Here is a 22,514-nt window from a genome sequence, read left to right on the forward strand (position 1 = left end):
TGAACGTCTGCATGCGGCAGGGGGAAACACACGGAAGCCAGGCTTGTGACGACAGCTGCGCGCCACCCTCGTGAGGTGGGCGGTCCGCCGCGCGGCCCGTGGTCGGGGCCAGACTTGAAGGGGGGTCAAGTGGCGGCGTGACAAACGTGTGTCCGTAGGAAAAAGAATAAGGCGGACTGCACAGAATAGGCTTTCTATTTCTTCCTGTTGCTGGCTTATATATGGAATAATCTTCTTTCGTAAAAAATAAATGCAGAAGGAGTTTCTGATGAGCGTGCATTTGGACGAAATGGACCGGAAAATTCTGCGCGTGCTGCGTGAAAACGGGCGCATCAGCAACGCCCATCTGGCCGAGCGCGTGGGCCTGTCGGCCTCGCCATGCTGGAACCGCGTGCGCCAGCTCGAAGAGAGCGGGGTGATCGAGGGCTATACGGTGCTGCTCAATCAAAAGGCCCTGGGCCTGCCCGAGATCGTGATGATCGAGGTGACGCTCGATCGTCACGACGACGAGACCTTCGCCCGCTTCGGCGAAGCGCTGGCCCAGATGCCCGAGGTGATGGAAGCCTATCTGCTGACCGGCGAATACGATTACCTGATCAAGGTGGCCGTGCAGGGGACGGAAGGCTATGAAGAATTCCTGCGCCGCAAACTGTACAAGCTGCCGCACTTGCGGCATAGTCGCTCGACGTTCGTATTGCGCTGCCTCAAACGCAGCGCATCCGTTGAACCTTGACTTGGAGAAAAAATGAAGCGTGTGTCGCTGTGCCTGGCCCTGGTGTTGAGCGCCGGCAGTGTTTTGGCCGATGATCTGGAACTTGCCGGTTTTCGCGCGGGTGTGCATTCGATGAAGGACGTCCAGGCGCGCCTGGGCGCCAGTACTGTGTTCGAAAGCAATGACGCCTCCGAAGGCGGCGTGCGCCTGTGCTACCGCGACCCGGGCAAGCGCGGTCAGAGCAGCATCCTGCTGTTCGTGGCCGACAAGGAGGATGCGCCGCTGCGCCAGATCCGCGTGCTGAACTGGGAGAACCGTTTCGCCGACGAGGCCCAGTGCGCGAGCTTTCGCGGCGAGACGAGCGAACTCAAACTGAGCAATGGCGTGAAGCTCGGTACCCCGTATGACGAGGCGGAAAAGCTGCTCGGCGCGCCGACCGCGACCGACGGCGCCAGCGCCAGCTATGCCGGCTGCGTGCAGGTGAAGTACAAGAAGGCCAAGACGATCGCCATCACGGCCGGCAATCCGAAAGCCTGTTCCTGATCAGTTGACGACGCGGTTGCGGCCGTCGCGCTTGGCCTGGTAGAGGGCCTTGTCCGCGCGGCCGAGCAGGGTGGCTTCATCGAGGGGATTGGTGAAGCTCTGCGTGGCCAGGCCGATCGAGACGGTGACGCGGTCGGCCACGCCGCTCTGGGCGTGCGGCAGATTCAATTCTTCGATGCGCTTGCGCATGGCCTCGGCCAGACGCGCGGCTTGCGGCGCATCCATCTCCGGCAAAATCACGACAAACTCCTCGCCGCCGTAGCGCGCGATGAGGTCGGTCGAACGCTGCAGCATGGCGGCCAGGGTCGAGGCCACGGCGACCAGACAGGCATCGCCCTGCTGGTGGCCGTAATGGTCGTTGTAGGCCTTGAAGTAGTCGATGTCGATCATCATCAGCGACATCGGCGCATTCACGCGTTTGGCGCGGCGCACTTCTTTTTCCATCGCGACATCGAAATGGCGGCGATTGGCAATGCCGGTCAGCCCATCGCTGAACGTCTGCGAGCGCAGTTCCAAAGCTTGGACGCGCAAGAGCTTCTCGCGGTTCACGGCCACGGTCACATCGTTGATCTGGATCAGACAGTGGCGCTGGCCGTTCGGCATTTTCAGGGGCGACACCGAAACCGCCTGCTGCATGCGCTCCTCGGCCAGGCAGGCGGCCATGTCGGCGAACAGGGGGAAGGGCGCCTTGTGCAGGGTCTGCGACAGCACCGAGGGAAAGCCATCGTCGAGGGCCTGGGTGATGGCCTGGTCGATGCGCTTGCCGAGCAGATCGGGGAACACGGCGAACAGGCTGCGCCCGCACACGTCCTCCTCGGGCCGGCCGGCATGGCGCGCCATCCAGGCATTCCAGAGCACGATGCGGCGTTGCTGGTCGAGCACGATGGCGCCCAGATGCATGGCGCGCAGCACACTTTCGAGCAGATCGAGCCGTTCAGCCTTCTCCAGCATTAGCCACCCATGACCTTGGCGAGGTAGCGGTCGACCTGCTCGCGCAGGTCCTGCAGCGCCGTCACATCGAGGATGAAGGCGACATAGCCGTGGATTGCATGCTTTTCGAGGATGAAGTCGATGTGCAGCATCAGCACGACGGTGTCGGCCAGGCTCCCCGAGGCGGTCAGAATCTCTTCGCTGGTGCCGATGTGGTACATCGGCAGCGAGCCTTCGAGTTCCTGCGAAAACAGATTGGCCAGGGTGCCGACGCAGGAGTTGAGAATGATGTTGCCGATCTCACTCATGGCCTCCTGTTCCATTTCGGTCAGTTCGTCGAGCGCGACCGACTCGCCGACCATCAGGCGCACGATCTCCAGGCTCTTATCCTCGGGGAACATCAGGATGGCCTCGGTCTTGAACGCGCCTTCGAAATGCTGACTGACCCCGCAGATACGCTGGTTGCCGCCCCGGCCCAGCAGCTCGGCGGCCTGGGCGCGGTTCTGGAAGCTGATGGTCGGCACCGTCATCTTCACTTCTTCGTTGACGATGCCGCTCATCGCGGCGGCCGCATGCCCGACCCCGATGTTGAAGATTTCGAGCAGGGCGTCGTGCTGCAGTTCGGTCAGATTGAACATGCTAGGCTTCCATGGTGTCGAGCAATTCGTGGATGCGCTGCTCGTTGATGGGCTTTTCGACAAAGCTCAGGCCGAGCTCGGTGGCACGCTGGCGCGTGGCGTTCTGCACATTGGCCGTGATCATGGCGATCGGCAGCTGCGGGTAGCTGGCGCGCAATTGCTCGGCCGCGGCCAGGCCGCCCATGCCGGGCATGTTGACGTCCATGAAAACCAGATCGGGCAGGCGCACGCCGACCTTCTGAATGGCCTCTTCGCCATTGGCGGCTTCTTCAACCGTGATGCTGGGGGACTTGCTCAGAATACATTGACGAATCAACAGGCGCGACACGCGGCTGTCATCGACCACGAGGATGCTCTTTGTGGCAGGCATGATTTTTCTTCCCGACTTACTTTTTGGACCGCATTTTCTCATAGATTAGGACGCTGATCCGCTAAAATATTGTGTGCACATTCACCCACTATTGCTATGACTCAAGATGAATTGAAACAGGCGGTCGCCCGTGAGGCGATCCGTTACGTGGTCGACGGTGAAATTATTGGCGTGGGTACGGGTTCCACCGCCAACTTCTTCATCGATGAACTGGCCAAGATCAAGGACCGTATCCAGGGCGCGGTCGCGTCCTCGGAAGCGACGGCCGCGCGCCTGGCCAGCCACGGCATTCGCGTGTTCGATCTGAACGCGGTCGACAGCCTGGCCGTCTACATCGACGGCGCCGACGAGATCGACGCCAGCGGCGCGATGATCAAGGGCGGCGGCGCGGCCCTGACGCGCGAAAAAATCGTCGCCTCGGTGGCGCGCCAGTTCGTCTGCATCGCCGACGGCTCCAAGCTGGTTGAGGTGCTTGGCAGCTTTGCGCTGCCGGTCGAAGTCATTCCGATGGCGCGCGCCTCGGTCATGCGCGCCCTCAGCGCGCTCGGCGGCCAGCCGCGTCTGCGCCTGCAGAAGGGCAGCGATCAGCCCTTGATCACCGATAATGGCGGCGAGATCCTCGATGTCGCCGGTCTGCGCATCAGCGATCCGGTGGGCCTGGAAACCCAGATCGACCATATCGTCGGCGTGGTGGCCTCGGGCCTGTTCGCGCGCCGCGGCGCCAATGTCTGTCTGCTCGGCACGCCCGAAGGCGTGAAAACCCTGCGCTTCGCTTAAGCCCAAGGAGGGGCCATGCAACGCCTTGCCGTCCTGATCCTGCCACTGGCGCTGAGCGCCTGCCATCTGATGGCGCCCACGGCGCCGGCGCCCGCGCCGGTCCAGGCCAAGCCGGTCCAGCTCGACAGTGACGGCCAGCCGCGCGTCAGCATCGATGGGGTCGACATCGAGCGCCTGCCGTTCCAGCCGGGCGTGTCCTCGGTCACGGTGGAGAAGATGGGCAAGGCCGCCGGCTGCACGGGCGGCGTCGGCGCCGGTCTGGTCACACCGGCCGGCCCGGTCGAGGTCTACCGCATGCGCTGTGACAACGGCAAGACCTTCATGGCGCGCTGCGAACTGCGCCAGTGCACGGCCATGCCATGAGCCTGGCGGCACTCGGCGAACGCGTCCGTGCCGCCCGGTCCCAGCGCGATCAGGCGGCTTATGTCGCCATCGCCCACGATCTGGCCCGTTTCGCCGCCGCCCAGCGCGCCGCGCCTGCGCCCGATCTGGCACACGAGATCCAGCAGCTGATCCAGGACTGCCACCGCTGGGAGGCGGCCTGGGGCCTGCTGCTGGGCGAAGTGCTGTGGCAGCACGGCAGCCAGAGCGCACACGAGTTCAACAACCACTGGAATCTGGCCCTGTTCTCCGGCTGTACCGGGCCCCACAGCCTGGTCGACAGCGCCTCGCATCTGGCCATTGCGCGTGAGCTGCTCGGCAGCCTGAAGCTGCCCGCCCTGTATATCCTGCTCGGCAATGCGCTGCGCGCGCTCGGCCAGTTCAGCGCGGCCGAGGACGCCTATCTGCAGGGCCAGCTGCATTTTCCCGACTATCCGTTCTTCCGCTTCCGCCAGGCTGATCTGTATCTGGCCACGGGGCGCCTGCGGCTGGCCCAGGACCTGCTGCGCCCGCTGCAATGGCGCTGGCCGCAGGCGCGCGAGATGATGTTCCTCAGCCCGCTCGAGGGCCTGGCCCCGGTGCCGGCGCCGCCCATGCCCGACTTGCCGGCCACGGCGCGCGAAGCGGTGCTGCTGGTGGCGGCCGACCCGGCCTATCTGGAGCGCTATGGCGAGCGCCTGCTGCGCTCGATTCCGGTGACCTCGCTGATGCGTCTGCATGTGCACATCCACGTGCTGGCCGACAGCGAGGCCGAACTGCCGCGCGCGCTGCTGGGCCGGCTGGCCGGGCATTGCAGTTCTTCGTTTTTCAGTTTCCGGCGCGGACCGATTGCCGCGCTCGACAACGAGCGGCGGCGCGCCCTGCTGGCCTGCGAGCGTTTCCTTGTGCTGCCCGAAATTCTGAGTGGCTATGGCAAGCCGGTGCTCGTGCTCGACATCGACCTCGAGTGCGTGGGCGATCCGCTGCGGCTGCTTGAGCGCCTTGGTGAGGCCGAGCTCGGCTGCACCGACCACCAGGGCGCGCGCGAGGCCTGGGAGCATGTGGCGGCCACGGCCACGCTGGCGCGGCCGACGCTGGGCGCGATCGGCTTTTTCGAGCGCCTGCGCCCGTGGCTACTGCAGGAATTGAATCGTCATCCGGCGCCCTGGTTCGTCGACCAGATCGGCTTGTTCCGGATGATAGAGGAGGGGGAGGGGCCGCGCTGTGCGCTGAAACGGCTGCGCGGCGTATTCTGCGCGCCGGGCGCGGACCCGGCCGGGGCCGAGTTCCGCGTCCTGCACGCGTCCTGGCATCAGGCCGAGGTGGGCGGCACGTAGCCGGCGGCCTGGTCGGCGCCCTCGCCGAAGAAGTGGCGCTCCATCTGGGTGGCCAGATACTGGCGCGCGCGCTGGTCGGCCAGGTTCAGACGGTTTTCGTTGATCAGCATGGTCTGGTGCTTGAGCCAGGCCTGCCAGGCTTCTTTCGAGACCGATTGCCAGATGCGCTTGCCCAGCTCGCCCGGGGCCGGCGGAAAATCCAGACCTTCGGCTTCGCGGTTGAGTTTGATGCAATGAACCATGCGTGCCATGTTGCTGACTCCAAAAATGCGAAAAGACCGATTATAAGGTTTTAATCAGAACCTGGGATTTGCGCTGCCAGTTGTACATCTTCAGCCGGTCCTTGGGCAGGGCGTCGACGGTCGCGTGCTGGAAGCCGCGCTTGAGGAACCAATGGGCCGTGCGCGTGGTCAGAACGAATAGCTTGGTGAAGCCGCGCGCACGGGCGCGGTTTTCCAGATGCTTGAGGATACGTTCGCCATCGCCCTGGCCCTGGACCTCGGGGTTCACGGTCAGGCAGGCCATTTCCGCCATTTTCTCGGCGGGGAAAGGGTAGAGCGCCGCACAGCCAAAAATCACCCCATCGTGCTCGATGACCGAGAAGTATTCAATCTCGCGTTCGATGAGTTCGCGGCCACGGTAGACCAGGGTGCCGTCGGCCTCGAGCGGCTCGATCAGCTTGATGATGCCGCCCACGTCTTCAATCGTGGCCTCGCGCAGGCTCTCGAGGTTGACGTGCGAGATCATCGTGCCCACGCCATCGTGCGTGAACAATTCGAGCAGGGCCGAGCCGTCCATCGCAAACGGCACGATGTGCGAACGGGCCACACCGGCATTGCAGGCCTTGACGCAGGTGTCGAGGTAGTAGGCGGCGTCGGCCGGCAGGAAGTTCGCCAGCAGCACGGCCTCGGCCTGGTGCGAGGACAGCTCGCGGATGTCTTCGCCGCCCTGGTCGAGCATCATCGGCGTTTCGGTGATGAAGATCAGCTTGTCCGCATGCAGGGCCGTGGCGGCCTTCAGGGCCACGTCTTCCATCGGCAGATTGAAGGCCTCGCCGGTCGGCGAGAAACCCAGCGGCGACAGCAGCACCAGGCTGCCCGTGGCCAGGATCGAATGGATGGTCTCGGCGTCGATCTTGCGCACGATGCCCGTCAGCTCGTGGTCGATGCCGTCGATCACGCCCATCGGGCGCGCCGTAACAAAATTGCCCGAAATAATACGGATCGCCGCATGGGCCATCGGCGTATTCGGCAGACCCTGGCTGAAGGCGGCCTCGATATCGAGGCGCAGCTCGCCGGCGGCCTCTTTCGCGCATTCGAGGGCGGCGCCGTCGGTGATGCGCAGGCCCTTGTGGAAGCGGCCCTCGACATTGCGCAGGGCCAGCTGCTCGGCCACCTGGGGGCGCGAGCCGTGCACGATCACGACCTTGATGCCCAGGGCATGCAGCAGGGACAAATCGTGGGCCAGCACGGGCAGGGCGCCGGCCGCGACGAGCTCGCCCGGAAAGGCCACCACGAAGGTCTTGCCCCGGAAGGCGTGGATGTAGGGCGCGACGGAGCGCAGCCAGTGGACGAATTCAGTCGGGTTTTCCATGTCGCGCATTATAATTCGCAGTTCGACCTGCGCGTCCAAAACCCTGCAAAAACGATGTCCGAAGCCCGCAAGAAGCCTGCCGCCCCCCCTGTTGTCCGCAATCCGCTGCCGCCGATCCGCTTTCCCGAGGAGCTGCCGGTCTCGGGCCGGCGCGAGGAAATCGCCGCGGCCCTGGAACGCCACCAGGTCGTGATCGTCTCGGGCGAGACCGGCTCGGGCAAGACCACCCAGCTGCCCAAAATCTGCCTGACGCTGGGGCGCGGCAGCAAGGGCCTGATCGGCCACACCCAGCCGCGCCGGATCGCGGCCTCGTCGACGGCCAAGCGCATCGCGGCCGAACTCGGCTCGCCGCTTGGCGAGCACGTCGGCTACAAGGTGCGCTTCAACGACAGCCTGAGCAAGGGCGCCTCGGTCAAGCTGATGACCGACGGCATTCTGCTGGCCGAAACCCAGACCGATCCCCTGCTGCGCGCCTACGACACGATCATCATCGACGAGGCCCATGAGCGCAGCCTGAACATCGACTTCCTGCTCGGCTATCTCAAGCAGATTCTGCCGCGCCGGCCCGACCTCAAGCTGATCATCACCTCGGCCACGATCGACGCCGAGCGCTTCGCCCGCCATTTCCAGCGCGGCGAGACGCCGGTGCCGGTGATCGAAGTCTCAGGCCGCCTGTATGCGGTCGAGGTGCGCTACCGTCCGCTCGAGCGCGAGCCGGTTCAGCTGGAAGGGGCGCGGCCGCAGGCGGCGCGCGCGCGGGAGAAGCGCGAGCTGGTCGATGGCGTGGTCGATGCCGTCGATGAGCTGTGCCGCATCGGCAGCGGCGACGTGCTGGTCTTCCTACCCGGCGAGCGCGAAATCCGCGAATGCGCCGAGGCCCTGCGCAAGCACCATCCGCCCCATGTCGACATCCTGCCGCTGTTCGCGCGCCTGTCGGCCGAGGAGCAGGACCGCGTGTTCAAGGCGACCAATGCGCGCCGCATCGTGCTGGCGACCAATGTGGCCGAGACCTCGCTGACCGTGCCTGGCATTCGCTATGTGGTCGACACCGGTCTCGCGCGTGTCAAGCGCTACAGCTATCGCAACAAGGTCGAGCAGCTGCAGGTCGAGCCGATCGCCCAGTCGGCCGCCAACCAGCGCGCCGGCCGCTGCGGCCGCGTGGCCGATGGCGTCTGCATCCGTCTGTATGAGGAGCAGGATTTCCTGCAGCGCCCGAAGTTCACCGATCCCGAGATCCTGCGTTCCTCGCTGGCGGCGGTGATTCTGCGCATGAAGTCCCTGCATCTGACCGATGTCGAGAGCTTCCCCTTCATCGAGCCGCCGCTGGCGCGCGCGATTGCCGACGGCTACCAGCTGCTGCAGGAACTCGGCGCCGTCGACGAGGCCAAGCTGCTGACACCGCTGGGCAAGAAGCTGGCCAAGCTGCCGCTCGACCCGCGCGTGGGCCGCATGATCCTGGCCGCCCAGGACAATGCCTGTCTGAGCGAGATGCTGATCGTGGCTTCGGCCTTGTCGGTGCAGGACCCGCGCGAGCGCCCGCTCGACGCGCAGCAGGCGGCCGACGAGGCGCACAAGAAATTCTCGGACGAGAAGTCGGAATTCCTCGGTTATCTGAAGCTGTGGAAGTGGTTCGAGAATGCCATCGAACACAAGAAGTCGAACCGCCAGCTGGCCGAGACCTGCCGCGGCCAGTTCCTGTCGCAGTTGCGCCTGCGCGAGTGGCGCGATGTGCATTCGCAATTGCTGACCATTGTGCGCGAACAGGGCTGGCATCTGAACACGGCCCCGGCCACCTATGAGAATTTGCACATGGCCCTGCTGGCCGGCTTGCTCGGCAACATAGGCTTCAAGGGCGAGGACGAGCCGGGCGCCGGCTATCTGGGCGCACGCGGCATCAAATTCCATGTCTGGCCCGGCGCCTTTCTCAGCAAGAAGCCGGGCAAGTGGATCATGGCGGCCGAGCTGGTCGAAACGACGCGCCTGTATGCGCGCTGCGTGGCCCAGATTCAGCCCGAGTGGATCGAAAAGATTGCCGGCCACTTGTTGAAAAAATCCTGGGGCGAGCCGCGCTGGGAGAAACGGCCGGCCCAGGTCTCGGCCATGGAGCGCGCGACCCTGTACGGCATCGTTGTCTACAGCCAGCGCCGCATCCATTACGGCCAGTTCAAGCCCGACGAGGCGCGTGAAATTTTCATCCGCGACGCCCTGGTCGGCGGCGACTACGAGACACGCGCGCCTTTCTTCGCGCACAACCACAAGCTGGTGCGCGAGATCGAAAACCTCGAACACAAGTCGCGCCGCCAGGACGTGCTGGTTGACGAGCATCTGATCGAGGCCTTCTACGACAAGCTGCTGCCCAGCCACATCATCAATGGCGCCAGCTTCGAGAAATGGCATAAGGACGCCACGGCCGAGAACCCCAAGCTGCTCTTCCTCTCGCGCGATGAGCTGATGCGCCACGAGGCGGCCGGGGTGACGACCGAACTCTTCCCCAAGACCATGATGGCGGCCGGGCAGGAACTGGCGCTCAGCTACCACTTCGAGCCGGGCAGCGCGCGCGATGGCGTGACCGCCAGCGTGCCGCTGTACGCGCTCAATCAGCTCTCGCACGAACGCTGCGCGTGGCTGGTGCCCGGCATGCTGAAGGAGAAAGTGCATCTGCTGCTCAAGTCCTTGCCGCAAAAGCTGCGCCGCCATTGCGTGCCGCTGCCCGAGTATGCGGCCGGCTTCTGCGAGCGCATCGAGGCGCGCCACGACTTCGGCCGCGGCAACCTGATCGATGCCATCATCGCCGACATCCGCGCCCAGACTTCGGTGGCCGTGCTGACGACGGACTTCAAGCTCGAGACCCTGCCGGCCCACCACTTCATGAACTTCAAGATCGTGGACGAGCACGGCCGCCAGCTCGATATGGGCCGCAATCTGCCGGCCCTGCAGGCCGAATTCGGCATGCAGGCGCGCCTGAGCTTCCAGCGCATGGCCGAAGGCAGTTCGCCGATTGAACAGGCGGCCGCCGCGGGCAAGGGGCCGGCCCTGGCCGGCGCCGGATCGGCCAAGGCCACGGCCGCTGGCAGCGCCCAGCCTGCTGCGCCAGCCGCGACGCCGGCCAAGGCGGGCAAGGCGGGCAAGGGCGGGGCGCCGGCCCCGGCCGCAGCGCCGGGCGCCGATGCCTACACGGGCCTCACGAACTGGAGCTTTGGCGAACTGCCCGAGCTGCTAGAAATCAGCAAGGGCAAGCTCAGCCTCATCGGTTTTCCGGCCCTGGTCGACAAGCAGACCCACTGCGATATCGAAGTCTTCGATGATCCGGCCGTGGCCGCCCGCACCCACCGCATCGGTCTGCGCCGCTTGTTTGCCCTGCAGTTCAAGGATCAGCTGAAATTTATTGAAAAGAATATCCCCGGCCTGCAGCAGATGGGCATGCAGTTCATGAGCCTGGGGTCGCAGGAGGAATTGCGCGATCAGATCATCGCCAAGGCGATCGACCTGGCCTGCCTGCAGGACCCCTTGCCGAATGACGCCGACAGCTTCAATCAGCGCAAGGACGCAGGCAAGTCACGTCTGGGCCTGCTGGTGAATGAGCTGGCGCGGCTCTTGTCCCAGGTGCTGGCGGAGTTTCATGGCCTCCCGAAAAAATTGCAGGGTGTGGCGCCGGCCGTGGCCAGCGATATGCAGGCCCAGCTGCAGGCCCTGGTCCACAAACGCTTTGTGGCCGAGACCGACTACAGCCAGCTCGCCCATTATCCGCGCTATCTGAAGGCCATGAACGTGCGCCTGGAGAAGCTGCGCGCCGACCCGGCCCGCGATGCGCGCCTGATGGCCGAATGGCAGCAGGCGGCCACGCCCTGGCAGCGCGCCAGCCGCGGCCAGAACAGCGACCCGCGCATGCAGGAATTCCGCTGGCTGCTCGAGGAATTGCGCGTGTCGCTGTTTGCACAGGAGCTGCGTACGCCGATGCCGGTGTCCGCCAAGCGCCTGCAAAAAGTGTGGGAGTCCATGCAGCGCTAAGGCCGCATGGACGGGCCGCTCAGTGCTTGGGCCGCACCTGGTCCATGCCGCTGGTGCTGGCGCCGCTCATGGCGCCGGGCACGGACAGATCGTGCTCGGTGTAAGGGGCAATGCCGTAGAAGCTGTGCACCTCATTGATCCAGGAAACGTCGGTCATGTCGGGCCAGGCATCGGGGTCGAAGCCCGGGGCCGTTTTCAGGCGGTCCTTGTCGACATTCAGGACGAAGCGCTTGTTCACCGTGTCCAGCTGCAGGGCCTGCCAGGGCACGGCGAACAGCTTCTCGCCGATGCCGAGGAAGCCACCGAAAGACAGCACGGCATAGGCCACCTGGCCGCTGCGCATGTCGAGCATGATTTCCTTGATGTCCCCGAGATCTTCTTCCTCGTGATTGACGACGTCGTTGCCGATCAGGGTGTCGGCCCCCATCAGGGACGGGCCGGGGCCTTGCTGGGTGCTGGATTTGTAAATGCCATAGGTGTCGCGATCCGCATAGCTCATGGTGTTCTCCTTGTCTCGTATCAAGCCGTCCGTTGACTGGCTCGATTGACCAGCGTAGGCACTTGAGCTATGGCGCGTTTGATCTGCCTCAAACGCGCCACGCAACTTTCAACGCTTGGAGAAGTCGAACGCGTTCGTCAGATCGCCCATCTGCTGGCGGATGCCGGGCAGGGGCGTGAGTCCGAAGCGCTTGCTCAGGAACTGCAGGATCGAGGTGGTGTCATAGCTGGTGTGGTCGACGAAGCCGCGCTTGGCAAACGGCGAGACGATAATCGCCGGAATCCGGCTGCCCGGTCCCCAGCGGTCGCCCTGGGGCGGGGCCACGTGGTCCCACAGGCCGCCGTTCTCGTCGTAGGTGATGATGATCGCCATGTGCGGCCACTGGGGCGAGGCCTGCAGCGCGCGCACCAGGTCGGCCAGGTGGCGGTCACCGTCGAGCACGCTTGCATAGCCGGGGTGCTCATTGAGGGGGCCGTGCGGCTTGTAAAAACTGACCTGGGGCAGGCTGCCGCTCTGGATGGCCGCGAGGAAGTCGCTGCCATCCTTCAGGTGGGCGGCGCGTTCGGCGCTGCCCGGGGCGTAGCGGCGGAAGTAGTTGTAGGGCTGGTGGTGGGGCTGGAAATTCACCTCGCCGCCATAGATATTGCGCCGGTCCTGCAGGGCCGCCTGGTAGCCGCCCGCGTACCAGGCCCAGCTCACCTGCTTCTCGCTCAGGGCGTCGCCGATGGTCTTGTCCTCGAGCGGGGGCAGGGGCGTCTCGGCCGGGTTGGCGCGCAGCGGGTCGCCGCCCGCGGCCGGGGCAATCCCGCTCGGCTGGTAGCTCGACTGGGCGGTATTGATCGCATAGCCGTCCGGCGAATAGCTGCCGTCGTAGAACTGGGGAGGGCCTTCGCTGGCGCGCGCGGGCGAACCGGGGCGCAGCATCAGCTGGCCGCGTTCGTCGAGGCGCGCCTTGAGCTTCTCGGGCACGCCCGGATAGTGGGGCGTGCAGGCGCAGGCCAGCCACATGTGGTTGAGGAAGGAACCGCCGAAGGCCGCCATGAAGAAATTGTCGGCCAGCGTGTATTCGCGCGCGATCTGCCACAGTGGCAGCACGGCGCCGTCGTAATGGCCCATGGTCAGGGCGCCGGCATCGGTCCAGGCCACGAACATGTCGTTGCGCCCGCCATTGATCTGCATCTGGTTCTGGTAGAAGCGGTGGGTCAGGTCGCGCGTCTTGACGGCCAGGCCCTGCTGGATCGGGGCGGCGTCGATGCGGAACGGCGCATTCGGCAGCGCGCTCGGGTAGCGCGGGTCGGCCCCTTTCAGCGGCTTGCCCTGGGCGTCCTTCTCGCTGCTGTCGCGCCAGACCGGGGGCAGGCTGGCCAGCACGCTGCCGTCGCGGTCGCGCTGCGGCTGGTAGTGCTGGAGCGCCTGGGCGATGCCATTCGCGCCCGGGAACAGGCCGTACAGATTATTGAAGCTGCGGTTTTCGCCATACAGCACGACCACGGTCTGGATCTGATCGAGGCCGGCGGGAACGGCGGCCTGGGCCGCGGGGCCGGCTACGGCGGCCAGCACGGCCAGGGCAAGACGGGAAGGGAACATCGGGGCCTCGGAAGGGGTTGTCAACAGCTTCGCATACTACCGCGCACGCACGATTGGAACCAGTGCTTGCCAAGCCGCCCGACTGCGTTATACTGTATAAAAATACAGTACTTTTCGTTCTCTATCATGTCCATTTCATCCAGCCTGGCCACGCCGGAGGCCGTGCATCCGGCATTGTGGCTGGCCTCGCAACTGGCGCGCAGCCAGGCCCACTGCGTCGACACCGGCTATCCGGTGCTGTCGGCCCAGCTGCCGGGCGGGGGCTGGCCCACCGGCTGCCTGCTCGATCTGCTGCTGCAGCAGCATGGCATCGGCGAAATGCGCCTGCTGCGCCCGGCTCTGCGTGCCGTGGCCGGGCGCCGCGTGGTGCTGCTGCAGCCGCCCCATGCGCCCCAGGCCCTGGGCCTGGCCGCGCTCGGCCTCGGGCCCGAGCAGCTGGCCTGGGTGCGCCCGGCGCGCAGCGGCGACGCCTTGTGGGCGGCCGAACAAATCCTGCGCAGCGGCAGCTGTGGCGCCCTGCTGTTCTGGCAAACCACGGTGCGCGCCGATGCCCTGCGCCGCCTGCATCTGGCGGCCCAGTCGGGCGAGACCCTGTTCTTCCTGCTGCGCCCGCTGGCGCATGCGCCCGATGCCTCGCCCGCGCCGCTGCGCCTGGGCCTGCATCCGGCCGCCGGCGGCCTGACGATCGATTTCATCAAACGGCGCGGGCCGCGGCGCGAGGCGCCGCTGTTCCTGCCCCTCGAACTGCCGGCGCTGCAACGCCGCCTGCCCCATCATGCGCCTCTGGATCGGCCTCTACCTGTCGCAGCTCCCGCTCGACGTCTTCAGCCCGCTCTGGTCGGATGACACCGGCTGCGTGGTGCTCGAGCAGGGGCGCGTGCTGGCCTGCTCGCCCATGGCGGCCGCGGCCGGCATCCGGCCCGGCATGCGCCAGGGCGGGGCCCTGATGCTGCTGCCGCAGGCGCGCGTGGTCGAGCGCGATCCGGGGCGCGAGGCGGCGGCCCTGGAGGCCGTGGCCCTGGCCCTGCTGCAGTACACGCCCCTGGTCACGGCGGCCGAGGACGCCAGTCTGCTGCTCGATGTCGGCGCCAGTCTGCGCCTGTTCGGCGGTGTGCGCGCGCTGTGCCGGCGCGTGCGCGCCAGCCTGGCCGCGCTCGGCCTGCGCGCGGCCCTGGCCTGCGCCCCGACGGCGCGCGGGGCCTGGCTGCTGGCGCGCTGCGGCGGCGCGCGCGTGCTGCGCCTGCCCAGCCTGGCGCGCCGGCTCGACGCTCTGCCAAGCGGGGCGCTGCCGCCCGCGCGTCCCCAGCTGCTTTGGCTCGAGGGGATCGGCTGCCACAGCCTGGGCCAGCTGCGCCGCCTGCCGCGCGCCGGCCTGCAGCGGCGCGCCGGCCCGGCCCTGCTCGACATGCTCGACTGCGCCTATGGCCTGGCGCCCGAGCTGTTCACCTGGATCGTGCCGCCGGCCAGTTTCCGCGCCCGCCTCGAGCTGTTCGACCGCATCGAGCAGGCCGAGCTGCTGCTGGCCGGCGCCGCCCACCTGCTGCAGCAGCTGTGCGGCTGGCTGTGCGCGCGCCAGCTGGCCGTGCTCGGCGTGCGCCTGGCGCTCGAGCACGAGCGCGGGCGCACGGCCTGCCCGCCCACGCTGCTCGAGGTGGCCCTGGCCGAGCCGACCTGGCACGAGGAGCATCTGCTGCGTCTGCTGAAAGAAAAGCTCGGGCGCCAGCGCCTGGATGCGCCCGTCATCGCCCTGTGTCTGGAGGCGCCGCGCGTGCAGGCGGCCGTGCTGCCGAGCGGGCTGCTGTTTCCCGAGCCGGGCGGCAGTCCCGAGGATCAGCGCCAGCTGTTCGAGCTGCTGGCCGCGCGCCTGGGCGAGGACCAGGTGCTGCAGCCGCTGCCCCAGGCCGATTACCGGCCCGAGCTGGCCAATGCCTGGGTGCCGCTGGGTAGCGGCGCCAGCGCGCGCACGGCCGCGGCCGGGCTGCCGCCGCCGGCGCGCGCCTTGCCGCGCCCGGTCTGGCTGCTGGCCCAGCCCGTGGCCCTGCTGCTGCGCGGGCACCGGCCGTTTTATGGATCACCGCTGCAATTGGTGTCGGCGCCGGAACGCATCGAGGCCGGCTGGTGGAATGGCACCCAGACGCGCGACTATTTCGTCGCGCGCGGAGACGATCATGCCTTGTACTGGATTTACCGCGAACGCATCGCCGCGGCCGATGGCCTGGCGGCGCCGCGCTGGTTTCTGCACGGCCTGTTTGCCTGAGCGGCGGCGCGGGCCGCCGCCCAGCATGGGCTTAACGCGGGCTGAGCAGGGCGCTCAGGCGGTCGGGGCTGCCTTCGATGCGCTCCAGGCGCGGATAGCGCAGGCCGCCGTGGTAGTCGAGCGTGATCGTGCGGTACACATTGCCCTTCTTCACCAGCAGGCTGATCGGGGTCTTGCCGTCCTTGGCCGCCGTGATCGCCGCCTTCAGCAGCTCGGGCTTGTAGGCGCGGTTGTTCACGGCCACCAGGCTGGTATTGGCGGCCAGGCCGGCGCGGTAGCCGACCCCGTCCCAGACCAGGCCTTCGATATTGCCGCTGGCGCTGACGGAAAAGCCGAGCGAATAGGTAAAGCTGGCCGATTTGGCGCGCTCTTCGCTCTGCTTGAGGAAGGGCGTCGGCGTCTCGCTGTACACGAGCTTCCAGCCGAGCCGCGCCAGGCCGTCGAGCGGGGCGCCGGGGCCGTGCCCGTCGAGGCGGGCGCGCAGGAAGGGCGCCCAGTCGTAGGCGGCAATCTGGTTCAGCGTGGCCACCACATCCTCGAAGCGGTAGTAGGCCGGCAGCATGTCGCCGTCGCGGATGCCGAAGAAGGCGCGCGCGAAATCATCGATCGAACGCTGGTCCTGCGACAGTTCGCGCAGCTTGCTGTCGACGTCCAGCCAGATCAGCATGCCTTCCTGGTAGTAGTCCTCGGCGCGCTGCCAGTTGTTCCAGGGCTGGGCCCGGCGCGCATTGATGATCGGGTCGTTCACCGTGTCCTGCAGCGCGCGCCACTGGCGCCCCTGCACGCTGTCGAGCCGGGCGGCGGTGGCGGCAATCGTGTCGCGCACGGCGCTGGCCGACATCAGGCCCGAGCGGGCGGCCAGCACATTGCCCCAGAACTGGGTCTGGCCCTCGTACACCCACAGCAGTTCATTGTCGAGCGGGGTGTTGAAGTTCGGGACCTTCTGCCCGGCCGGACGGCGGAACTTGCCATTCCACGAGTGCGTGTACTCGTGCGGCAGCAGGGCGCGCCCGGCTTCGGTCTTGGCCCAGTCGCTGAAGTAGTCGGGCTTGACCCCGTTCTCGCTCGACTCGTGGTGTTCGCGCCCGATGCCGCCGAATTCATCGGACAGGGCGAGCAGGAAATCGTAGTGGCGGTAATGGACCGACTGGAACAGCTTGGCCGCCTGCGTCACCAGGGCCTGGTGCAGGGCGATCTGCTCGGGCTTGGCGTCCAGGGCCTCGGCCGTGTCGGCCACCAGGTTCAGGTGCACGGGGGCCTTGGCGTCGGCCGGGCTCAGCGCGATGCGCTTGAAGTAGCGGCCGGCAAACATCGGCGAGTCGATCAGGGTTTCCAGATCGGTCGGCTTGAAGCGCACCAGATCGCCTTCGCTGGCCTCGGTTTCCAGGGCCGTGCCGAACTGCCAGCCGGCCGGCAGGCGCACGCTGGCCTGGACCGGCACGCGCCGCGCCACATAGCCAGCCGGATACAGGGTCACGGCCGGCCACTGGATGCCGAGCATCTCGGGCGTCATCGTGATGCGGCCCTGGCCCGGCTCGAGCGGGGACAGGAACTGGTAGACGGCCTCGATCTGGCTGACCCCGGCCGGCACGTTCAGGTGGAAGGCGTGCACGTGCACAGGGTCGCGCTTCCACTCGAGCGGCTTGCCATTGGCGCGGATCACCAGGCCGGCCAGCAGATTGAGCGCATTATTCGGCCCGTGGTTGGCCGGCAGCCACTGCGGGTACAGCAGGGTCAGCGGGCCGGGCTTGACCGGCAGCGTCATCCGCATCTGGAAGATCTGCTGCCCCACATTGGTGGCATCGACCTCGAGACGCAGGGTGCCCGGATAGGCCTGGTCTTTGGGAACGGGCACCTCGGCCTGGGCCGGGGCGAGGAAGGCGGCCGCAAGGGCCAGGGCGAGCAGTCGGGTTTTCATGGGCGGGCAGTGTAGCACGGGCAAAAAATTTTTTTGCAGCCACCCTTGAAGCCGGCGTGGGCGGGCCCTAGATAGGGAGCACCGGATGCTCGCTGTTGAGGTCCGGAGACGACAATCGCTTAATTTGACAAGGATGACGACCATGCGTACTTTCGATTTCTCCCCGCTCTACCGCACCGCCATTGGCTTTGACCGTCTGGCCCAGCTGCTGGAAACCCAGCGCGCCGACGCGGCCCCGAGCTACCCGCCGTACAACATCGAACTGGTGGGCGAAGACAAATACCGCATCGTCATGGCCCTGGCCGGTTTCAGCCGCGATGAACTCGACATCACCAGCGAGCGCGACTCGCTCGTCATCGTCGGCCGTAAGCAGAAGGACACGAGCGAAAAGACCTTCCTGCACCGTGGCATCGCCGCGCGCGATTTCGAGCAGCGCTTCCAGCTCGCCAACCATGTGAAAGTGGTCTCGGCCAGCTTCGACAACGGTATGCTCACGATCGAACTCGTGCGTGAGATTCCGGAAGCCCTGAAAGCGCGTAAGATCCTGATCGACGGCCAGTCCCCGGCCCTCGAAGTGCTCGACAAAGCCGCCTGATTTTTCCACTGTCTGCGCAGGCCGGGTTCGCCCGGCCTTTCTGCATTTTAGGCAGGCTCGGCAGCATTAAGCCCAGTCTAAGCTTGCTCAGGCATGATGCTGCCATCGACAACCCCTTCCACGTCAGGAGTACCTTATGCACAACCAAGGTGTGATCACTGGAAAACGTTTGACGATGGCCTTGATTGCCGCCGGTGTCATCGGCGGGGCCGTCGGCGCCATCACGGTCAACCACCATGATGCCGTCGCCCAGTCGGCCAGCCCGCTGCCGGCCCTGGCCGCCGCCGTCGCCGCCCCGGTCGGCGCCAACACCGTCGTGACCTTGCCCGACTTCACCCAGATCGCCGCCAAGATGGGCCCGGCCGTGGTGAATATCCGCGTGTTCGGCAGCACCCGCGTCGACGAACGTGCCCAGCGCGATCCCTTCGGCGACGATCCTTTCTTCGAATTTTTCCGCCGTTTCCAGAACCCGCGCGGCCAGCGCGATGTGCCCGTGCGCGGCGCCGGTTCCGGTTTCATCATCCAGTCCGACGGCCTGATCCTGACCAATGCCCACGTCGTGCGCGACGCCAAGGAAGTCACGGTCAAGCTGACCGACCGGCGCGAATTCCGCGCCAAGGTGCTCGGCTCCGATTCGCGTACCGATGTGGCCGTGCTCAAAATCGATGCCAAGAATCTGCCGACCGTGCCGCTCGGCCGCTCGAGCGAGCTGAAAGTCGGCGAATGGGTGCTGGCCATCGGTTCGCCGTTCGGCCTGGAAAGCACGGTCACGGCCGGCGTGGTCTCGGCCAAGGGCCGCTCGCTCGGCGACGACACCACCGGCGTGCCCTACATCCAGACCGACGTGGCGGTGAACCCCGGCAACTCGGGCGGCCCGCTGTTCAATACGCGCGGCGAAGTGGTCGGCATCAACTCGCAGATCTACAGCCAGACCGGCGGCTATCAGGGCCTGTCGTTTGCCGTGCCGATCGATGTGGCCACCAAGATCAAGGAACAGATCGTCGCCACCGGCAAGGCCCAGCATGCCAAGCTCGGCGTGAACATCCAGGAAGTCAATCAGGGCTTCGCCGATTCCTTCAAGCTCGACACGCCCGAAGGCGCGCTGATCACCAGCGTCGAGAAGGGCGGCCCGGCCGACAAGGCCGGCATCAAGTCGGGCGATGTGATCCGCAAGGTCAATGGCCAGGCCATCGTCGCCTCGGGCGACCTGCCGGCCATGATCAGCCTGATGCGCCCGGGCGAGAAGGTCACGCTCGAGGTCTGGCGTGAAGGCAAGACCGTGCAGCTCACGGCCAAGCTCGGCGACATGAACGACAAGCTGGCCGTCAATGAGCGCGGTGAGCGCAATGGCGGCGACGAGGGCGGGCGCATTGGCCTGTCCCTGCGTCCGCTCGAACCGATCGAGAAGCGCCAGTCGGGCATCCAGAGCGGCCTGGTGATCGAAGATGTGGGCGGTTCCGCGGCCGAGGCCGGCGTGCAGCCGGGCGATGTGCTGCTGGCCGTCAACGGCAAGCCGGTCACCTCGGTCGAGCAGGTGCGTGAGATCGTGGCCAAGTCGGCCAAGTCGGTGGCGCTGCTGATCCAGCGCGGCAACGACCGCATCTTCATCCCGGTCCGCGTCGGCTAAGCATGCGCCTGCTGCTCGTCGAAGATGACACCATGATCGGGGAGGTCGTGCTCGACCTCCTGCGCGCCGAGCACTACGCGGTCGACTGGGTCAAGGACGGGGCCATGGCCGACACGGCCCTGCAGACCCAGACCTATGACCTGGTCCTGCTCGATCTGGGCCTGCCGCGCAAGGACGGGCTCGACGTGCTGCGCGCCCTGCGTGCGCGCAAGGACCGCACCCCGGTGCTGGTGGCCACCGCGCGCGACGCCGTGGCCCAGCGCGTGGCCGGGCTCGATGCCGGCGCCGACGATTATGTGGTCAAACCCTACGAGCTCGAGGAGCTGCTGGCACGCATCCGCGCGCTGCTGCGGCGCGCCGCCGGGCGCGCCGAACCGGTGTTTGAACATGGCAAGGTGGCGATCAATCCGGCCACGCGCGAAGTCCTGGTCGAGGGCAAGCCGGTGGCCCTGTCGGCGCGCGAATGGGCCGTGCTCGAAGCCCTGATCGCCCGTCCCGGCGCCGTGCTCTCGCGCGCCCAGCTCGAGGAAAAGCTCTACAGCTGGCGCGACGAAGTCAGCAGTAACGCCGTCGAAGTGTATATCCACGGCCTGCGCAAGAAGCTCGGCAGCGAGCTGATCCACAACGTGCGCGGGGTCGGCTATATGGTTCCCAAGTGATGGTCACGCATTCCCTGCGCACCCGCCTGCTGTGGTTCCTGCTGGCGGCCATTTCCCTGTCGGCGATCGTGCAGACGGCGATCGCCTACCGCGCCGCCCTGCGCGACGCCGACCGCATTTTCGATTACCACATGCAGCAGATGGCCCTGGCCCTGCGTTCCGGCGCGCCGCTGACGAATGTCGACGGCAATGAGGCGCCCGAGCAGGCCGAGGCCAGCGATCTGGTGTTCCAGGTCTGGACCCCGGACGGCGTCCAGATCTACCGCACCACGGCCGCCATCGGCCTGCCCCAGCGCGCCGTGCTCGGCTTTTCGAACGTGATGGCGAACGGCACCACCTACCGCATCTTTTCGGCCCAGAACAATGCCCAGACCATCCAGGTGGCCCAGGACATGGCGGTGCGCCGCAATATGGCCTCCAGTCTGGCGCTGCGCACGGTCTGGCCGACCGCCCTGATGGCGCCGCTGCTGATGCTGGCCGTGTGGCTGGTCGTCAGCGGTTCCCTGCGCCCGGTCGCGCGCGTGCGCGCCCAGCTGGCCGCGCGCCGCGCCGACGACCTGTCGCCGGTGTCGGAAGCCGGCCTGCCGGACGAGGTCAAGCCGCTCGTGCAGGAACTCAATCTGCTGTTCACGCGTGTGCAGACGGCCTTCGCCGCGCAGCAGCATTTCGTCGCCGACGCCGCCCACGAGCTGCGCACGCCGCTGGCCGCGCTCAAGCTGCAGGTGCAGAGCCTGGAGCGGGCCGATCAGCCCGGTGCGCGCGGCCTGGCCGTGGAAAGGCTGAGCGCCGGCATCGAACGCGCCACCCGCCTCGTCGAACAGCTGCTCGTGCTGGCACGTCAGGAAGCCGCCCCTGGCGTGGGCACGCGCAGCGAACCCGTCAATCTGGCCGAACTGGCGCGCCGCGTCGTGGCCGAGCTGGTACCGGCCGCCCAGGCGCGCGCCATCGACCTTGGCCTGGCCCGCGCCGACGCCACCTGCGTCGAAGGCCAGGCCGACGCCCTGCACATCCTGCTGCGCAATCTGCTCGACAATGCGATCAAGTACACGCCCAGCGGCGGCACAGTCGACGTCAGCATCTGCGGGCGCCAGCTGCTGGTCGAGGACAGCGGCCCCGGCATCGCCGACGAGGAACGCGAGCGCGTGTTCGACCGCTTCTACCGAATTGCCGGCAGCGAGGCCAATGGCAGCGGCCTGGGCCTGGCGATCATCAAATCGATCGCCGAGCGCCACGGCGCCAGCATCCAGCTCGAACGCTCGGAGCGTCTGGGCGGGCTGCGCGTGCGGCTCGACTTCCAGGCCTAGGCCGGCTCGGCGCGCCCGCCGACCCAGATCTGGCCGTGCGCAGCGTGCGCGCGCAGGCGGCACTGGCCGCCGCCCTGATACAGCAGCACCGCCTGTCCCAGATGCACGGCCAGGGCGCCGGCCGCGACCCCGGTGGCAAGGTCTTCGCGGGCCGGGTCGCGGTGGTTGAAATTGCGCCCGGCCAGGCTGCCGTCGGCCTGGCGGCACCAGGCATAGATGCCATTCACGGCGGCCGACCGGCCCCAGTCGAGAATCGCGGCCAAATCGGGCCGTAGCGCCTGCAGGGCCGCCGGCGAGGCCAGCTCGACCAGCAGCTTGGGGCTGCCGACCGAGGCCACGGCCGCGGGGCTGACTGGCGCCAAGCCGGGGGCGCCCAGCAGGGCGGCCAGGTCGGGCAGGGGCGGCTGGGTCACCGGCTGGGGCGCCAGGCCGAGCAGCACATCGTCGCCCGCGCGCTGCGCCTCCAGCCACTGCCCGTGCATGGCCGTGCGCAGGCGCAGGCGCGGCTGGCGCGCCAGCAGCAGGTGCGCCACGGCCAGGCTCGCATGCAGGCACAGCGGGCTGCGCGCATGCGGATACACGTAATCGACCTCGACCGCATCATCGGCCAGCGGGCGCACGAAGGCGCAGGCGCTGGCCGGCTGGGCGGCGGCAAAGGCCTGGCGCGCGGCGGCCGTGTCCGGACCGTCTTCGATCACGTAGGCGAGGTTGCCGCGGCCCGGTCCCGCGCCAAAACAATTCAGGGCGTGAATTTGCATTATACTGTATATCCGTACAGTAGTTTTTCTCGCCTTCCATTC

Annotated in this window: 21 protein-coding genes; 12 read left to right on the forward strand and 9 right to left on the reverse strand. The window is 66.9% G+C overall.

Annotated elements, in window-relative coordinates:
* Positions 1-268: 268 nt before the first annotated feature.
* Positions 269-733: an Lrp/AsnC family transcriptional regulator gene (locus LZ005_RS00960; protein ID WP_237803614.1), complete on the forward strand. Its 465-nt coding sequence runs from the start codon at positions 269-271 to the stop codon at positions 731-733.
* A gap of 12 nt (positions 734-745) precedes the next feature.
* Positions 746-1,255 carry a hypothetical protein gene (locus LZ005_RS00965; protein WP_237803615.1) on the forward strand — a complete coding sequence of 170 codons (510 nt, stop codon included), beginning with the start codon at positions 746-748 and terminating at the stop codon, positions 1,253-1,255.
* Here LZ005_RS00965 and LZ005_RS00970 read toward each other — a convergent pair whose 3' ends face one another.
* The 3 genes from LZ005_RS00970 to LZ005_RS00980 are packed head-to-tail and all read right to left on the reverse strand — an operon-like array spanning position 1,256 to position 3,193.
* Positions 1,256-2,206 carry a GGDEF domain-containing protein gene (locus LZ005_RS00970; RefSeq protein WP_237803616.1) on the reverse strand — a complete coding sequence of 317 codons (951 nt, stop codon included), beginning with the start codon at positions 2,204-2,206 and terminating at the stop codon, positions 1,256-1,258.
* Positions 2,206-2,823, reverse strand: coding sequence for a chemotaxis protein CheX (locus LZ005_RS00975; protein WP_237803617.1), 618 nt, complete (start codon positions 2,821-2,823; stop codon positions 2,206-2,208). The genes LZ005_RS00970 and LZ005_RS00975 overlap by 1 nt, the downstream gene beginning before the upstream one ends.
* 1 nt (position 2,824) lies before the next feature.
* Positions 2,825-3,193, reverse strand: a complete 369-nt coding sequence (locus LZ005_RS00980) for a response regulator (protein ID WP_237803618.1) — start codon at positions 3,191-3,193, stop codon at positions 2,825-2,827.
* A 96-nt stretch (positions 3,194-3,289) separates the two neighbouring features.
* On the opposite strand from LZ005_RS00980, the gene rpiA reads away from it, so the two are divergent.
* Genes rpiA through LZ005_RS00995 form a run of 3 tightly spaced genes read left to right on the forward strand, consistent with a single transcriptional unit; the run spans position 3,290 to position 5,667 of the window.
* Positions 3,290-3,970 (forward strand): ribose-5-phosphate isomerase RpiA, encoded by a 681-nt coding sequence (rpiA, locus tag LZ005_RS00985; RefSeq protein WP_237803619.1) that lies wholly within the window; start codon positions 3,290-3,292, stop codon positions 3,968-3,970.
* A gap of 15 nt (positions 3,971-3,985) precedes the next feature.
* Positions 3,986-4,333, forward strand: a complete 348-nt coding sequence (locus tag LZ005_RS00990; protein ID WP_237803620.1) for a hypothetical protein — start codon at positions 3,986-3,988, stop codon at positions 4,331-4,333.
* On the forward strand, positions 4,330-5,667 hold the full coding sequence (locus LZ005_RS00995) for a hypothetical protein (RefSeq protein WP_237803621.1): 1,338 nt from the start codon (positions 4,330-4,332) through the stop codon (positions 5,665-5,667). Before LZ005_RS00990 ends, LZ005_RS00995 begins: the two co-directional genes overlap by 4 nt.
* Here the strand turns inward: LZ005_RS00995 and LZ005_RS01000 are convergent.
* Positions 5,643-5,918, reverse strand: coding sequence for an oxidative damage protection protein (locus tag LZ005_RS01000; RefSeq protein WP_237803622.1), 276 nt, complete (start codon positions 5,916-5,918; stop codon positions 5,643-5,645). The two genes, LZ005_RS00995 and LZ005_RS01000, sit on opposite strands and share 25 nt — an antisense overlap.
* Before the next feature lie 31 nt (positions 5,919-5,949).
* Positions 5,950-7,260 (reverse strand): amino-acid N-acetyltransferase, encoded by a 1,311-nt coding sequence (gene argA / locus LZ005_RS01005; RefSeq protein ID WP_237803623.1) that lies wholly within the window; start codon positions 7,258-7,260, stop codon positions 5,950-5,952.
* 54 nt (positions 7,261-7,314) lie between these two features.
* Between argA and hrpA the strand changes: the two genes are divergently transcribed.
* Positions 7,315-11,268 carry an ATP-dependent RNA helicase HrpA gene (hrpA, locus tag LZ005_RS01010; RefSeq protein WP_237803624.1) on the forward strand — a complete coding sequence of 1,318 codons (3,954 nt, stop codon included), beginning with the start codon at positions 7,315-7,317 and terminating at the stop codon, positions 11,266-11,268.
* A gap of 19 nt (positions 11,269-11,287) precedes the next feature.
* Here the strand turns inward: hrpA and LZ005_RS01015 are convergent, their stop codons facing one another.
* Together LZ005_RS01015 and acpA are read right to left on the reverse strand one after the other, a co-directional pair.
* Positions 11,288-11,767, reverse strand: coding sequence for a PRC-barrel domain-containing protein (locus tag LZ005_RS01015; RefSeq protein ID WP_237803625.1), 480 nt, complete (start codon positions 11,765-11,767; stop codon positions 11,288-11,290).
* 108 nt (positions 11,768-11,875) lie between these two features.
* On the reverse strand, positions 11,876-13,354 hold the full coding sequence (gene acpA, locus LZ005_RS01020; protein WP_237803626.1) for an acid phosphatase: 1,479 nt from the start codon (positions 13,352-13,354) through the stop codon (positions 11,876-11,878).
* A gap of 126 nt (positions 13,355-13,480) precedes the next feature.
* Between acpA and imuA the strand changes: the two genes are divergently transcribed.
* Positions 13,481-14,200: a translesion DNA synthesis-associated protein ImuA gene (gene imuA / locus LZ005_RS01025; protein WP_237803627.1), complete on the forward strand. Its 720-nt coding sequence runs from the start codon at positions 13,481-13,483 to the stop codon at positions 14,198-14,200.
* The gene (locus tag LZ005_RS01030) at positions 14,130-15,611 is read left to right on the forward strand and encodes a DNA polymerase Y family protein (RefSeq protein ID WP_237803628.1); all 1,482 of its coding nucleotides are present in this window, start codon (positions 14,130-14,132) and stop codon (positions 15,609-15,611) included. Before imuA ends, LZ005_RS01030 begins: the two co-directional genes overlap by 71 nt.
* 31 nt (positions 15,612-15,642) lie before the next feature.
* Here LZ005_RS01030 and LZ005_RS01035 read toward each other — a convergent pair whose 3' ends face one another.
* Positions 15,643-17,529 (reverse strand): M61 family metallopeptidase, encoded by a 1,887-nt coding sequence (locus tag LZ005_RS01035; protein WP_237803629.1) that lies wholly within the window; start codon positions 17,527-17,529, stop codon positions 15,643-15,645.
* Positions 17,530-17,671: 142 nt separating this feature from the next.
* On the opposite strand from LZ005_RS01035, the gene LZ005_RS01040 reads away from it, so the two are divergent.
* From LZ005_RS01040 to LZ005_RS01055, 4 genes are all read left to right on the forward strand, one after another.
* A complete protein-coding gene (locus LZ005_RS01040) occupies positions 17,672-18,124 on the forward strand; it encodes an Hsp20 family protein (protein WP_237803630.1) in 453 nt (150 codons plus the stop codon).
* 136 nt (positions 18,125-18,260) lie between these two features.
* Positions 18,261-19,751, forward strand: coding sequence for a DegQ family serine endoprotease (locus tag LZ005_RS01045; RefSeq protein ID WP_237803631.1), 1,491 nt, complete (start codon positions 18,261-18,263; stop codon positions 19,749-19,751).
* Positions 19,752-19,753: 2 nt separating this feature from the next.
* The gene (locus LZ005_RS01050; RefSeq protein WP_237803632.1) at positions 19,754-20,410 is read left to right on the forward strand and encodes a response regulator; all 657 of its coding nucleotides are present in this window, start codon (positions 19,754-19,756) and stop codon (positions 20,408-20,410) included.
* A complete protein-coding gene (locus LZ005_RS01055) occupies positions 20,410-21,714 on the forward strand; it encodes an ATP-binding protein (RefSeq protein WP_237803633.1) in 1,305 nt (434 codons plus the stop codon). Before LZ005_RS01050 ends, LZ005_RS01055 begins: the two co-directional genes overlap by 1 nt.
* Here the strand turns inward: LZ005_RS01055 and LZ005_RS01060 are convergent.
* Entirely contained in the window at positions 21,711-22,472 is a 762-nt protein-coding gene (locus LZ005_RS01060; protein WP_237803634.1) for a PhzF family phenazine biosynthesis protein, read from the reverse strand. The two genes, LZ005_RS01055 and LZ005_RS01060, sit on opposite strands and share 4 nt — an antisense overlap.
* Positions 22,473-22,514 lie beyond the last annotated feature (42 nt).

It is taken from the genome of Massilia sp. TS11, from assembly GCF_022012445.1.
In the GTDB taxonomy this organism is placed as follows: Bacteria; Pseudomonadota; Gammaproteobacteria; order Burkholderiales; family Burkholderiaceae_D; genus Telluria.

Coding starts and splice junctions, on each gene's coding strand:
- rpiA (WP_237803619.1), top strand. CDS start 3,290: ATGACTCAAGATGAATTGAAACAGGCGGTCGCCCGTGAGGCGATCCGT.
- imuA (WP_237803627.1), top strand. CDS start 13,481: ATGTCCATTTCATCCAGCCTGGCCACGCCGGAGGCCGTGCATCCGGCA.
- LZ005_RS00960 (WP_237803614.1), top strand. CDS start 269: ATGAGCGTGCATTTGGACGAAATGGACCGGAAAATTCTGCGCGTGCTG.
- LZ005_RS00995 (WP_237803621.1), top strand. CDS start 4,330: ATGAGCCTGGCGGCACTCGGCGAACGCGTCCGTGCCGCCCGGTCCCAG.
- LZ005_RS01015 (WP_237803625.1), bottom strand. CDS start 11,767: ATGAGCTATGCGGATCGCGACACCTATGGCATTTACAAATCCAGCACC.
- LZ005_RS01055 (WP_237803633.1), top strand. CDS start 20,410: ATGGTCACGCATTCCCTGCGCACCCGCCTGCTGTGGTTCCTGCTGGCG.
- LZ005_RS00965 (WP_237803615.1), top strand. CDS start 746: ATGAAGCGTGTGTCGCTGTGCCTGGCCCTGGTGTTGAGCGCCGGCAGT.
- LZ005_RS00970 (WP_237803616.1), bottom strand. CDS start 2,206: ATGCTGGAGAAGGCTGAACGGCTCGATCTGCTCGAAAGTGTGCTGCGC.
- LZ005_RS01040 (WP_237803630.1), top strand. CDS start 17,672: ATGCGTACTTTCGATTTCTCCCCGCTCTACCGCACCGCCATTGGCTTT.
- LZ005_RS01035 (WP_237803629.1), bottom strand. CDS start 17,529: ATGAAAACCCGACTGCTCGCCCTGGCCCTTGCGGCCGCCTTCCTCGCC.
- LZ005_RS01030 (WP_237803628.1), top strand. CDS start 14,130: ATGCGCCTCTGGATCGGCCTCTACCTGTCGCAGCTCCCGCTCGACGTC.
- LZ005_RS01000 (WP_237803622.1), bottom strand. CDS start 5,918: ATGGCACGCATGGTTCATTGCATCAAACTCAACCGCGAAGCCGAAGGT.
- LZ005_RS00980 (WP_237803618.1), bottom strand. CDS start 3,193: ATGCCTGCCACAAAGAGCATCCTCGTGGTCGATGACAGCCGCGTGTCG.
- argA (WP_237803623.1), bottom strand. CDS start 7,260: ATGGAAAACCCGACTGAATTCGTCCACTGGCTGCGCTCCGTCGCGCCC.
- LZ005_RS01050 (WP_237803632.1), top strand. CDS start 19,754: ATGCGCCTGCTGCTCGTCGAAGATGACACCATGATCGGGGAGGTCGTG.
- LZ005_RS01045 (WP_237803631.1), top strand. CDS start 18,261: ATGCACAACCAAGGTGTGATCACTGGAAAACGTTTGACGATGGCCTTG.
- hrpA (WP_237803624.1), top strand. CDS start 7,315: ATGTCCGAAGCCCGCAAGAAGCCTGCCGCCCCCCCTGTTGTCCGCAAT.
- acpA (WP_237803626.1), bottom strand. CDS start 13,354: ATGTTCCCTTCCCGTCTTGCCCTGGCCGTGCTGGCCGCCGTAGCCGGC.
- LZ005_RS01060 (WP_237803634.1), bottom strand. CDS start 22,472: ATGCAAATTCACGCCCTGAATTGTTTTGGCGCGGGACCGGGCCGCGGC.
- LZ005_RS00975 (WP_237803617.1), bottom strand. CDS start 2,823: ATGTTCAATCTGACCGAACTGCAGCACGACGCCCTGCTCGAAATCTTC.
- LZ005_RS00990 (WP_237803620.1), top strand. CDS start 3,986: ATGCAACGCCTTGCCGTCCTGATCCTGCCACTGGCGCTGAGCGCCTGC.